This window comes from Neobacillus sp. YX16 (assembly GCF_030123505.1).
GTDB lineage: Bacteria > Bacillota > Bacilli > Bacillales > Cytobacillaceae > Neobacillus.
The window spans coordinates 5,853,949-5,867,950 of the sequence record NZ_CP126115.1; the positions used below are offsets into that span (position 1 = coordinate 5,853,949).

Here is a 14,002-nt window from a genome sequence, read left to right on the forward strand (position 1 = left end):
CCTAGCATCACCAATAAAACTATCAATCTTCGACAAATACCGGGGAGTGACAGGCACATAGATATTTATTGAATGGATACTAAAGTCAATTTTGTACCCCTTTTTCCTTCCAGTGTTAGTGTTGCTTTCTTTCCTTGATGATTAATTAATTCATTAATCATGTTACCCGTTGCTTTTGAAGCATATGTGGTACCTTCAGCCGTGATAAATCGAAACGTTCCGTTATCATCTACCTTGCCTATTTGAGCTGTTATTATTATTTGATTGACAGTAGGTGCAGTAGTTGAAGGGATTTTGATGGTTTGTCCAATTTTCATCTTTGTTGGTTCCACTCCTGGATTTAGTTTTTGAATCTGTGAAACAGAGAACCCTAATGTTTTACCGATTTTTGTAAAAGTATCACCGCTCTTAATCACATAGGTGCCTGTGTTATTCAACGTATCATTAATGTTTTTGTTTGGTTCGTTATTCGTTAAATAGGTTTGACTAACAAATGCTATTTTGCCATTGAAATGAATCTTAGCCCAACCATTAGAAGTGGATATCACGGACACACGATCGTTTAATTTCAAAGAGCCAATGATAGCACTACTCGTAGAAGCTACTTCTCTTACTCTCAACGATGTTGCCGTTACATACATGGTTTTAGTAGTTGGACTTGATTCAACCGCTTGTTTTGATGTAAGATAATCCGCACTCACAAAACAAACTCTTCCTTTAATTAAAATGCCAGCCCATCCGTCTTCTTCGAATACAACCTTAACCACATCACCTTTTTTATATTTTCCGATAATACTACTTTCAGTGGTCGGTTGGGATCGAATATTTAGTACAGTGGCGGTAACCATTCGATCTTCTACTTTTGGTAAGAGAATTTTCTTTCCGTTAATGGAAGTTAGGCCATTTGCATTTAATATTCCTTCTGCTGTTACCCCATGTTTCGCAGCGATCGCTTCAATTTTTTCACCACTTCTTACCTGATAGGTATATTCTTCTATCACTGTTGCGGCACTCGAAGTAATCGATGAAATACCAAGAACTACGGTAAAAATTCCCGTCACGACCAATCTTTTTACTGGATTTTTTTGAATCCATTGGCTCACCTGTGCTACATATGTATTCCAATTGGCACGAATATCATTTAAGAATCCTTTAACATCTAAGACATTCCGGATATCAAAATGATTTACGCTCTTGTAATATTCCCGTTTTTCCATCCTTGAAGTGAAAACTGGTAAATTTTTGGGTTGCTTGCTTTTTCCATGCGCTTCTTTCCTGCTTACCTTTAATTCCCCATTTAAAAATAACTCTGTAGTCAAAATTACCGCTTCTCCTATTCTCTCTAAGATGAAAGTCATCCATAATATTTCCTATATACGATTCGATGGTTTTAAAAATTTTTTGTCCATTTTTGTCAAAAAAAGTAGAAATTAGTTTAATATGGTCCCACTTCCATATTTATGATGAATATCCCGACTTTTATGCAAAATAGTTTACAAAAAAATTTTTCCGCCCCTGTCCTTTTTTTTCTAAATAAATCCCTCCTGTATGCAGTATGGTTTTTTTTCATACTGTCTACACAGAAGGGATAATATCATTGCTTTCGTCGGCGCAGGGTGGTTTCCTTGTATTCTAGAACATTCTTCCGAAAAAAATATGCACCTACTTCACGCACCATTCCCTTCAGAACTTCTCGTAGAATTTCAAGAAATGTTTCCATGATTATCACCTCCTTCCGCAATTACGGAAAGAAGATCGACAACCAACCACCCCAACAATTGGGACATAAAGCACAAAGGAAATCGCCAGGCGGAGATCAGTGAAATCAGCCGGTTCTTAAAGAAGCTGGCAAGGGATTTGAATGTCAGTGTGATTGCCCTCTCGCAGCTGAGCTGGGGCGTCGAGGCCAGACAGGATAAACGACCTATGCTATCTGATCTCCGTGAAAGCGGCCAAATCGAACAGGACGCGGACACGATCGCCTTCCTCTACCGCGATGACTATTATTGTAAAGACAGCAAACAGCCAAACAAAATCGAAATCATCCTCGCCAAACAGCGCAACGGTCAAATTGGGACGATTGAGTTGGAGTTTAAGAAGGAGTATGGGAAGTTTGTTGATTATCTTGAGTGATTAGATATGACAAAGATTCACTCAAGAGACATGTTCAACGGGTGTTCAACGGGGACGGTTCTCCTGGCCTCAAATATTTTACCAAAGACCACAAGAACCGTCCCCACGGTCCCCCCCCGGTGACAGGTACCGATATTTTCCACTGATAATTCTGAATTCTCATGTTAATTACTAAGAGAAGATGTATAATAGAAGAAGAGACTTTTGAATTACTTTATTTAAATAAACCATTATATTTGTTCATTTTTTTGATTGAGGGTGAAGGGACATTGCTTTATTCGAAAGGAAAATGGTTGCTAATTTCATTTATTATAATTGTGTTTTTCTTATTCCTTTTCTCACTAATGCAAGCAATTAAATTAACAAAGGAAAATTTTCCTAATGATAGATTAATGGATGTTAATACTACAAATATCCCTAAAAGTATCAGAGTTTTAGTAGACACAGCGAATAAAGCTTATATAGAAGAAATAGCTAAGGAATATGAAAAGTCTTATGGGATAAATGTTGAAATAACTTCAACAGACTTAAATAACCTGCCTCAAGAAATAGTACATGATTTTAAATCTAACAATCCAAAAATTGACGTATTTCTAATTGATAATATTTGGATAAAGGAATTTGCAAACGCCAACTACCTTGAACCCCTGAATAAATACCTTAATAATAAATTAACGAATCAAGTTCTGCCAATATCATACAGCCAAGTGATAATAAGCCATGATTTATATACCCTTCCTGAAGTATATGCGTTTCCTCTAAGTATTGATGGGAAGTTTCTGTATTATAATGAAAAACTACTTAGAAATATAGGTGTTTATGCTCCTCCAAAAACCTGGGAAGAATTAATAAAAATTGTTACTATTCTTAAGGAAAATAATTTAACAGATTATGGAGTTATTTGGGGTTGGGGTATGGGCGAAAGTTTAGTCAGTGATTATACCATGTTAATGAATGCATTTGGGGGACAATTTAAAGATAGCCAAGGAAACTGGGTATTTAATAAGGATGCGGGGCTGCGAGCTTTGGAATTTATGGCCGGTTCTGTAATGGAACAAAAATTAACTTCCCCCGTATCCTTATCTTTAAGTGATATATCTGCTATTAAGGAATTTTCATCTGGGAATATTCCTTTTATGATTAATTGGTCCTTCGCAGCTCACAAGTTTAGGAACAATCCAGATATTAAAGTTGCAAGAGTTCCAGGATTTAAAGAATATCAGCAAAGTTCCTCCGTTATTGGAGGTAGTTCATTGGGAATAGCACAAAGCTCTACTAACAAGGAATGGGCCTGGAAGTTTATTGAAATGATTAAAACCACTAAAGATGAAATTATTGTTAGCGATTACACGGGCAGCTCACCCGTTTGGAATGATATGGTAGGTAATCCGCTGCTCATGCAAAAATACTCTAATTTATCTCTTATGACAGAGCAATTTGAATTTGCAATTAACCGTCCAGGGATTGCAGAATATTCTAACTGGTCCCAGGTTATGCAAAAATCTATATCTATTGCTTTAAGAGGAGAAACTTCTCCTAAGGATGCTCTTGATAATGCAACAAAGATAATCAATGATAAAGGAATTAAATAAGAAATTTAGGTAGTTGAGATTTTTAATAAGCAAAATGGAAAAAGCATCTGTTAGATCTGACAGATGCTTTTTCTTTTCCACTCTTTCGTTCAAATGCTTACTAGATTACTTTATCCGTCTTGCTTTGATTCTTTATTTTTTCTCTGAAATGAGATGGAGTTACCCCATAGTATTTTTTAAATACCTGACCAAAGTATTTTCCATCATAAAACCCTACCTTGGCCGCAACCTCAATAACAGATAACTGCATGTCAATTTCTAGAAACTCTTTTGCCTTTTTTACACGCTTTATGGAAAGATATTCACTAAAGTTTATGCCTGTCTCCTTCTTAAAAAGTCTGCTCAAATGGCTATTGCTAATCTTGAATAGTTCTGACACATGTTGAAGGGTAATACCAGGGTCATAGTAATGTGTATTTAAATAACCTTTAACTTGATCTAATAGCCCGTTTCTCGACTCGTCTCTTTTTCGTATAACATCATCACAAATCATTTCCACTGTCTCAAACATTGTATGAATGTACTCATCGAATGTTCTAAGTCCTGGGAAAGTAGTGATTGTTTGTGTCACTTGTTCTTTCATCTTCCTATCGGGCACATTTCTTAGGATTTCTAATAAAAAATCCAGACAAGTATTTAATGCCAAACTTTTATCTTTATAGACTTTTATAGTAGAAATTAATTCGCTTAAAAGATTTTTAGACTTTATGCTATCCCCAACATATACAGCTTCAAATAATTCTGGATTGAATAAGATAACACCCCTGCTTAAACTTGTTTTATCCTTGATGGAATGGTTTTCTACACGATTAATTCCCCAAAACAAGTTATTTTCCAAAACTCTGCTTGCAGTTATATATGAATCATGTAAACTCTCAATCCCCCGAAAAGGTTTTCCGATACCCACATTAACTCTTTTCTTTAAATACTTTCTTATGTTTTCTTCACAAATATCAGAAACCTCAATCACCTGTTTCTGTGCTTGAGACATTTCAATGTTGGAATCAAATTTCACAATCACAACAAATTTCGTTTCAAAATTTACGATTGTAGTATCGATTTGGTCGTTTCTATATGTTTCTTTTAAGATATTATTTACTGCAAATTGATAAAAAGGAGGAAGGTGAGAGTCAGAGTTAACTTTTGAGTCATAGAATTCAAAAGCTACAGTTAATCCTGAAGATAAATTAATACCAAGATCCAACAATTTCCTTTTACTGTTTTCAATATCTTTATTACCGTTTACAAGTACATTTAGAAAAATAGAAGATTCCACTAGACCAACCTTATCTTCCTTTTTATCCTTATTTCTTTTCATTTCTAAATGTGCCGATGAGATAGTATCTAATTGATCGGTTGCCTTTCGAATACAGGACTTTAAATCATCTAATTCTATGGGTTTTAGCAGGTAGTCAAAAACGCGGTGACGTACTGCCTCCTGTGCATAATTAAATTCACTAAAACCACTTAATAAAATCGTTATGATTTTGGGATACTTCTTATTTATATATTCAGCTAGTTCCAAACCGTTCATTCCTGGCATTTTTATATCTGATATAACAATGTCTGGCTGCAATCGATCAATTATCTCTTTTCCTTCAATTCCATTTGACCCTACTGCACATATTTCACAATTTAACTCATCCCACTCAACTTTCTCTTTAAGTCCTCTTCTTACAATTGCTTCATCATCAACAATTACTAATCTGTACATCCAAACACCCGCCACTTTATTCTGATTTTGAAAGTACTGAAACCTCAGTTTCCTGAAGAATAGGAATTGTAATTTCTACAATGGTCCCAATGTTTAATGAACTCTGAATGGATAAACCATATTTATCTCCATATAAAGATTGGATTCTCCTATGGACGTTCTTAAGGCCATTTCCAGTTCCTTTTTTATTGTGAGGGGTTGCATCAGCAGATGCTTCAAGCAATGTTTTTAATTCTTCTTCATTTATTCCTACTCCATCATCAATCAGTCTTATCTTTAGGTCCTGATTAAAGGCAGTTGCGCTGATGGTCAAGCTGCCTTTACCGACTTTATTTTCTAATCCATGTACAAAAGAGTTTTCTACTAAAGGTTGTAAAACAAACCGAGGAATAAATAGATCTTCAATAAAATCATTTATATGTATCGAAACATCAATATCTTGAAATCTATTTTTTTGAATATATAAGTAAGCATTAATATATTCTAGTTCATTCTTTATTGGAATCATTTCCTTGCCTTCCATTAAGCTAGCTTTTAAAAGCTGCGCTAATGAAATAGCTACCTTTTCAACTTTTTCAGATTCTTTATAAACCGATAGCCAGCGAATAGTGTCTAGAGTATTATAAAGAAAATGTGGATTTATTTGAGCCTTTAATGCCTTATACTCTGATTCCTTTTGGGCTAATTCCCTTTGAAAAACTTCGGAAATCAAGTAGTTTATTTTCTCCATCATTCTGTTAAAACTACGCCCCAGCCGCCCAAACTCATCATTGCTATATATATCAACACTGTATTGGAAATTTTCAGTTTCTACTTGGTCCATTACCTCTTTTAAATCGTATAATGGAGCAATGATTCTGTTTGTGCTAATCCAAGTAATAATAATACCTAACAAGATAGCAAACAGACCGATTACAATAATCCACCAGCCTATTAGTACCGAACCCTTGGCTATCTCCTTAACAGGAACCAGCGAAACTACCCTCCAATCGCCAAACTCCGAAATATTAGTAGTAAAGAGCATATCTCCAAAAGGTTCTACCTTTAATAGGATTGGTTGTCCGTCCAGATGTTTTTTCGCCTTACTAAACAATTCTTCACTATTAATACTGGAATCCATGTTACTACTTACAAGATTATTTCCATTTTCATCAAAAACATAGGTATATCTATATTCCTCTGACTGTAAACGTTGTTTTAAGTAGTCCTTTTTTAGGGATATTGTAATATAACCTATTAGCTTTAAAGAATCTCGTTGTCGAATTGCTTTATCAATATAAATTTTTCCATCGTTCATTCTCCAGTTAATTCTTCCAACTGTATCATATCGGTGTTTCTTTAGTCGTAATTCATCCACTCCGACCCCATAAATATTATGTGTATTCTGAAAATTTAACCTGCTAATAACATTATCTCCGTCGAATAAATATAACGATTCTAAAACCTCTGAAGAATAAGTTGTTTTTGATAAAAGCACCTTATTTATTTGATCAATAGAATCCTGGTTGTTTTGAGACTGTCCTAGTATAGATTGAATTTCTGAATCCTGTGAAATACTCTCAACTAAACTATTTATACTAGAGACAGTCTCATCCAAGTTTTCAATAATGAATTGAACCTTCATTGCGTCATTCGCTTTAGCGTCATTAATTTGAAGGGAAGTAGATATTTCAAACGTTACAGCATTTATTATCAGAACTACAACGAATAATGTTCCAACCATTATGAAGATCATCTTTCGCTTAATACTAGAAGTAAGAAAGGTAGATATCTCCTTTAGGATCTGAATAAAAAACTTCCATCCTCTTACATGTATTTTTTTAATCATGGTGCATAGTCTACCTCCTCACGCCCCCCATAGGGTCAAAATCCTACATTTGGTTCCGGATTAAGCCTGGCACAAACTTGCAAAAAAGTCATATAGAGTAATATGATATTATATTTTATAAGGATATTTTACTTAAAAATGACTTATTTGTCAGTTAGTTATTTCAGTAAGGGTGAGAAGGAAACTTTTTAAAAATTAGTACCTTTATTATATAAATGAAGGTTTGACGAGACTAAAACATCTTTAGCACATAAACTTGGAATTACTTTCCAACCTAAAAGTCATTATTTAAGAGGTTTCGTGAACATTCTTTGGTTTGACCATTCTAGAAATCGCCAAAGCTGCTACAATAATAATCAAACCACGTACGATTGGCTGTATATAGGCTGAAATATCTAATAGACTCATAATATTCATAACAACAGTCAAAATCATTAACCCTATGAAGGTCCCGCCGATACTGCCTCTGCCTCCCATTAGATTGGTCCCTCCAACAATAACCACTGCAATGGCCATTAATTCAAAACCATAACCAGATCTTGGCTCTCCCATACCTATTTTTGCTGTTATAAGGGCACCAGCAAGTCCAGCAAGTATCCCACTGATTATATATACAGCAATCTTAACTCGTTCTACTTTTATCCCAAAGAGTCGGGATGTTTCTTCTCCTCCTCCTATTGCAAGAACGTGCCTGCCGAACGGTGTATGATTTAGAAGCACAAACCCAATGATAAATGCCAGAAGCACATATATAACGGGTAGTGGAACCCCAAGATACTCGTTTGCTAACTGTTTAAAGTTGTCTGAAACTCCTTTAAGAATGGGACCGCCATTTGTATACCAGAGTGTTAGTGCCCGAATAATGGCCATCATTGCCAGCGTTGCCATAAATGGTTCAACTTTTGCCTTAGTGATAACCAGTCCGTTTATTAAACCAATCATAGCACCAATTATGACTACAATAAGGAGGACATTTGCTACTCCTAAATGCTGAATATTGGCGCTTACCACAGCAGCTAGAGCAACAATTGATCCTACCGAAAGATCAATGCCTCCTGTAAAAATCACAAATGCCATTCCAATGGATATTAATGCAATTTCAGCACTAAATTGGATCATATTACTCATGTTTTTTATTGTTAAAAAATGCTCTGAAAGCAGTGTACCTAAAATAATTAATATAATAAGAGTTATCAATGGAATTTTATTATTAAATTTATTCATAGTCATCACCTCGGGAATGCGTGTTCCATTATTTTTTCTTCTGTTGCTTCACTTCTATTTAATTCAGCGGTAATCTTACCTTCTGAAAATACTAATATCCTATCACACATTCCTAATAACTCAGGTAACTCAGAAGAAACCATTATTATGGCCAAATCTTTTTCTAATAGTTTATTAATTTCCTGGTAGATCTCCATTTTGGCTCCTACGTCCACTCCACGAGTAGGTTCTTCCAATATTAATATTTTGTATTGCTCCATCAGCCAACGACCAATCAATACTTTTTGCTGATTTCCACCACTTAAATTACGTATTTGCTTTTTCGGATCATTGGGCCGTACTGTTAAATGTTTCATTAACTCATTGACTTGCGCTTTTTCTACCTTTTCATTTAAAAAGCTAAATTTACTCAACTTAGGAAGTGAAATAATGGACATGTTGTTTCTAACACTTAAATTTAAAAATAATCCTTGTGTCTTTCTATCTTCTGGTACAAATGAAATACCTTCTGAAATACATTGGCGGGGATTTCTAGGATAGAAAGCTTCGCCATCAAGAATCATTTCCCCCGAATAACCTTTTACAAGACCAAAAAGCACCTTGGTTAATACGTCCCCACCAGATCCTGCGAGACCCGCAAGTCCAAGTATCTCTCTTTTTCTTAGTTGAAAACTTACATTTTTCAATGCCCCAGGAACAGACAAGTCATTAACCTGTAAGACTATGTCACCAGGAGTTTCCTGGTTGACTGGGTAATATTCATCTAACTGTCTGCCAATCATTAAATTCACAAGACTTGTTTCATCCGTTTCTTCGATTGCTAATGTTTGTACCAGATTGCCATCCCTAAGGACAGTGACCCTGTCGGCCATATTAAATACTTCCCTCAAACGGTGGGATATATATATAATTGTTACATTTCTCTTTCTGAGTTGGTCTATCATATTAAAAAGGATTTTTAATTCATCCTCATTTAAATTGGCAGAAGGTTCATCCATGATTAATAGCTCTGCATTTATTGAAACCGAACGTGCTATTTCTACCATTTTCCTTTGGGATACGGACAATTCCTCCATTTTTTTGTAAGGGTCAATTTGAATATTCAAACCTTTTAGAAGGTCACTAGCTTCCTTATATAGATTTCGCCATTGAATAATAGAAAGTTTTTTATGCTCCCTGCCCAGAAATATATTCTCAGCTACTGTTAAAGCAGGAATTTCTTGAATCTCTTGGAATAAAGTACTTACCCCTTCTTTTTGTGCCATATAAGGAGAAATGAATTTAACATTTTTACCGTTAAATTTCATTAGACCCTCAGTAGGTAAGTGTACTCCGGATAACATTTTAATAAGTGTGGATTTACCTGCCCCATTTTCACCTACAAGCGCATGAAATTCCCCTTTAACAATTTCCAGGTTAATATCTTTCACAGCATAAGTAGGACCAAACTTTTTTGAAATACCCTTTAGTTCAAGTATTACGTTGTCCATAGTTTTACCTCTTTTTCGTGGTTTTTAAGAAATTTCTCATCGCTTATAGGCAGAGAAAATAACTGCAATCATAATGATGATTCCCAAAACAAATTGTTGAATATAACTATTCATATTTAGAAAAACAAGAAGATTAAATAACAATCCAGCTAATAATGCTCCCAAGAAAGTACCGCCGATTGATCCTTTTCCTCCAGCTAAGCTCGCACCTCCAACTACGACAGCTGCGATTGCATTTAGCTCCATCCCAGTGGTGCCGCCTGGCTGATAGGCACCTGTCCGAGAGGCTATCAGTAATCCAGCAAGTGCAGCAAATATTCCCGATAATACGTAGACCCACAACTGAATTTTATTTACACTTATTCCAGAGTTGAATGCAGATAAACGATTCGATCCAACTGAATAGATTTGACGACCAAATATACTCTTTTTAAGGATAAAATATCCAATAATATATATTATGACCATAATAATTACAGGAATGGGGACAGGTCCAACATATCCTGCACCAATAGCGAGAAATCCATCACTAACACCACCACTAAGCCCTTTTCCTTGCGTTGCAACAAGACTACACCCTTCGATTATGACCATTGTCCCTAAAGTTACAATAAATGGTTGTAACTTTCCAAATGTAATTAATGCTCCATTTAGTAAGCCTAAAAGTGCACCGAAAATTAGTCCTATTAATAATACAGCCCAAACTGGAAGTTGATTCTGCAATAAAAAGATAGAAGTTAAACTGACTGCCTGCATAATCGAACCAACGGATAAATCTATTCCCCCGATAAGAATGACTAAAAGCATTCCCACGGATACGATTGCTGTATACGAGACTTGTCTTAATAGATTGAACAGATTATAGGAGGAGAAAAATTCCGGCGAAAAAATGGGAGAAATAGCTAAAACGACCAGGATTACAAGGAGCAAAAATATCTCTTCCTGAAAAACGAAGTTGTTCTTCATACCAACTTTTACTTTATTTTTTAAATTTACCTTAATTTCCATAAGTTTCTCCTTCAATTTCTCAAATTTAAAACGGCCTTTATTATATAAAACAAAAGAGCTTTGTATCTGTGGAAGAATAGAGTCTTATCGATTTTCTAGTTCTTTCACAACACAATACAAAGCTCTCACATTTCTTTAGAGTACTAGGAAGATCAAAAGGCTATTAACCTATGACTCTATTATTAATCTTGATACCAGAAACAACGATGAGGGAAGTTTGTTAGAGATTCTGCTCCATCCTTACGGATAACAACCGTATCTTCCACACGTGTTCCGCCAACACCTGGCTGGAGCAGAGTAATTTCAAATGCAATGGTTTGGTTCTCTACAAGCACATCCTCACTACCAGGTCCAATTACAGGAATCTCTTCCTCTGGATCCATACCAGTGGAATGGGCACATCCGCGTCCTTCTCCTGAGGCATGGTCATAACCTGCTGCTTTTAATACTTCATTCGCAGCAATATCTGCTTCTGCACCAGTCATTCCAGGTCTTAACTTAGACATACCTTCCCTCCATGCCTCAAGGCAGACCTCAAGCATCCTTTCTTTTTCCTTAGAAACATTTCCATATGCAACTCCACGAGCCATATCGGATGAATACCCATTGAAACGGCAACCAATATCGATTAATACAGTGTCACCCTTTTGAATCTTGCGGTCCCTAGGACGAGCTAAGAAGTAATCTGAGGAGTTCGGACCTGATTGAACCATAATATCAAACGAAACCGTATCTGCCCCATTTGCAAACATTGCTGCATAAGCCTGGCGAGCTACTTCTCTTTCAGTTAAGTTTTCAGTTTTCAGTAAATCATGAATTGTTTCGATTCCAATATCAGCTAATCTTCCTGCCACTTTCATATTACGGATTTCGTTTTCACTCTTAATAGATTTTAGATATTCAATAATATTAGTTTTTTCAAGATGTGTACCAACATTTAGACTGTCTTGAATTTGTTCATAGAATTCAAGTGCTAAATATTTTGATCCACTCATTCCAATTTTGCTATTAGGGTGTTTTCTCTGAAAATCTTTTAGTACGTTTGGCAATTCTTGACGGATTCCTCTTACATCAGAGAACCAGGTTTCATCCTTAGCATAAGAAACCAAGCTTCCTTCAGCCATTAGGATTGGCTCTCCCTCAAGCGGCAGGAAAACCATTGCAGGGTAAGGGAATACTCCATCAAATGCCCTGTAATTTGCCAGCCAGCGAACATTACTCATTCTGGCTGCATCTGACCAAACAAGAAGACCTTCATAGCCTTGTCTAGCCATCATCTCTCTAGCTTTCTTCACTCGCTCCTGATACTCAATAACTGGAATATCCTGCAATACATCTTCGTAATTGAATTTCATATTAGTTCCTCCAATAATTTATTTATATTTTTTAAAATTAAAAAACGGATTCAGGGTCATAGAAATCAGCAATATTGCTATCATCAATTAGAGGTGCTTCCAACTCTACACTCTTAGGTACTTCTTTACCGCGTACAGCATCAATAGCAAGTTTTACAGCAGTTTCCATATCCCATTCATTTTTTACGGACATAACATATTGGTCAGTATTCTTAATCATTTCTAAAGCTTCTTTTTGAGCATCCATTCCAATGATTTTCACTTCATCTGAACGACCAGCTTTTTTAATAGCCTCTATTGCACCAAAGGCCATTTCATCATTTTGTGCAAATACCACATCTATTTTATCGTTAGCTTGAAGGATATTGGTCATAACCTCCATCGATGGAAGTCGCAGCCATTCACCAGACTGTTGGGCGACAACCTTAATATTTGAATATTTTTCGATTTCTGGCATGAAGCCTTCACTTCGAAGTATAGAGTTGGTAGATTCAGTAACTCCATCAAGAATGACTAGATTACCTTCTTCCCCCATCAATTTAGCAATATACTCAGCCGCTTTTTTGCCCATTGTTACCTCATCTGTTGCAACATAACTAACATAGGGAATTTCCGGATCATCCGGGACCCCAGAAGCACCGATTATTAATGGAATCTCTGCTTGTGCTATTTGTTTATATGCTGGATAAATTGCTTTTCCTGATAAACTGCTAACAATAATCGCATCGACATTACGAGCAATTAAACTTTCAATATTTGAAATTTCCTTATTTACATCGCCTTGTCCGTCAGTCACAATCAATTCTACACCCAATTCTTTTGCTGCTTTTTTAGCACTTTCTACGTTTGCAATTCTAAATGGGTGGTCCATTACAGATTGAGAAAAACCAATAACAATGTCACCCTCTTTTTTAGTTTTGTAGCTATATGAGGATCCGTCTCCAGAATTTTTAGTGGTTTCTTTATTATTTCCATTTGATGATTGTGTTCCGCATCCTACAAGGACCAATGAAATACATAAAATGAAAGTAAGTATTGCTGCTGCATGTCTTTTCATTTTATACCCCCTAATTTTTTATTTAACAGCTAAAAATAAAATGTATCCGTTTGCAAACTGTTATTTAGTCTACGCCTCCTAAGAATTCACAAAAACATTTTTCCTGCCCTATTGCTCCTTTCTGTCGTTTTACCTGCTACAATTAAATTATAGTATTAACTAAAATGAGAGAGAGGATGAAAAATTTGATTATGAGGTTAAAAATGATGCTCTCCGATTAGATGAAGTGGCAAGAAATCCTTATCTCCGAAAAAAGGTCTAACCCTAGGAGACAAGACGTTCGTGAACACATCCATAAAGAAATTATAAATCCATGTGCGATTGCGATACAAAAATCCCCCGTTTTCCCATTCCTCACAATCCATCAAATGAATCCGATGCCCTTTCCCATGATCAAATTTGAAATCCTCCAGGAAGAGGGAAAGAGCTTCTCCAATACGCTATCCAGTCTCAAATAGTAGTTGAATCAAGAACATGTCCCTAATATTTCTCATTTCGTTTCTTAATGCGAATTCCACTTCCTAACACACAAAAAAATGGCCCACCTCCTTGAACGGAGATGAGCCTGATTCATTATCTATCTTCTAATGGGATAGCAGCT

At 35.8% G+C, this 14,002-nt stretch carries 10 protein-coding genes and 2 pseudogenes; 2 read left to right on the forward strand and 10 right to left on the reverse strand.

Annotated elements, in window-relative coordinates; genetic code table 11:
• Positions 1-65 precede the first annotated feature (65 nt).
• Positions 66-1,358, reverse strand: a complete 1,293-nt coding sequence (locus QNH48_RS28555) for an SH3 domain-containing protein (protein ID WP_283953013.1) — start codon at positions 1,356-1,358, stop codon at positions 66-68.
• A gap of 236 nt (positions 1,359-1,594) precedes the next feature.
• Complete coding sequence (locus QNH48_RS28560; RefSeq protein ID WP_283953014.1) at positions 1,595-1,720, reverse strand: hypothetical protein; 126 nt, start codon at positions 1,718-1,720, stop codon at positions 1,595-1,597.
• A gap of 68 nt (positions 1,721-1,788) precedes the next feature.
• On the opposite strand from QNH48_RS28560, the pseudogene QNH48_RS28565 reads away from it, so the two are divergent.
• Together QNH48_RS28565 and QNH48_RS28570 are read left to right on the forward strand one after the other, a co-directional pair.
• Positions 1,789-2,133: pseudogene (locus QNH48_RS28565) on the forward strand (DnaB-like helicase C-terminal domain-containing protein); the annotation flags it as partial.
• 161 nt (positions 2,134-2,294) lie between these two features.
• Entirely contained in the window at positions 2,295-3,725 is a 1,431-nt protein-coding gene (locus QNH48_RS28570) for an extracellular solute-binding protein (protein ID WP_283953015.1), read from the forward strand.
• A gap of 100 nt (positions 3,726-3,825) precedes the next feature.
• Here QNH48_RS28570 and QNH48_RS28575 read toward each other — a convergent pair whose 3' ends face one another.
• The 8 genes and pseudogenes from QNH48_RS28575 to QNH48_RS28610 all read right to left on the reverse strand — a co-directional run.
• The gene (locus QNH48_RS28575; protein ID WP_283953016.1) at positions 3,826-5,439 is read right to left on the reverse strand and encodes a response regulator; all 1,614 of its coding nucleotides are present in this window, start codon (positions 5,437-5,439) and stop codon (positions 3,826-3,828) included.
• A gap of 16 nt (positions 5,440-5,455) precedes the next feature.
• A complete protein-coding gene (locus tag QNH48_RS28580; RefSeq protein WP_283953017.1) occupies positions 5,456-7,267 on the reverse strand; it encodes a sensor histidine kinase in 1,812 nt (603 codons plus the stop codon).
• Between the two features lie 288 nt (positions 7,268-7,555).
• On the reverse strand, positions 7,556-8,491 hold the full coding sequence (locus QNH48_RS28585) for an ABC transporter permease (protein ID WP_283953018.1): 936 nt from the start codon (positions 8,489-8,491) through the stop codon (positions 7,556-7,558).
• A gap of 5 nt (positions 8,492-8,496) precedes the next feature.
• A complete protein-coding gene (locus QNH48_RS28590; RefSeq protein WP_283953019.1) occupies positions 8,497-9,981 on the reverse strand; it encodes a sugar ABC transporter ATP-binding protein in 1,485 nt (494 codons plus the stop codon).
• Between the two features lie 36 nt (positions 9,982-10,017).
• Positions 10,018-10,989 (reverse strand): ABC transporter permease, encoded by a 972-nt coding sequence (locus tag QNH48_RS28595; RefSeq protein WP_283953020.1) that lies wholly within the window; start codon positions 10,987-10,989, stop codon positions 10,018-10,020.
• Positions 10,990-11,171: 182 nt separating this feature from the next.
• Positions 11,172-12,344, reverse strand: a complete 1,173-nt coding sequence (locus QNH48_RS28600) for a M24 family metallopeptidase (protein ID WP_283953021.1) — start codon at positions 12,342-12,344, stop codon at positions 11,172-11,174.
• Between the two features lie 37 nt (positions 12,345-12,381).
• Positions 12,382-13,401, reverse strand: coding sequence for a substrate-binding domain-containing protein (locus QNH48_RS28605; protein WP_283953022.1), 1,020 nt, complete (start codon positions 13,399-13,401; stop codon positions 12,382-12,384).
• A gap of 328 nt (positions 13,402-13,729) precedes the next feature.
• Positions 13,730-13,889, reverse strand: a pseudogene (locus tag QNH48_RS28610) (tyrosine-type recombinase/integrase); the annotation flags it as partial.
• Positions 13,890-14,002: the final 113 nt, after the last annotated feature.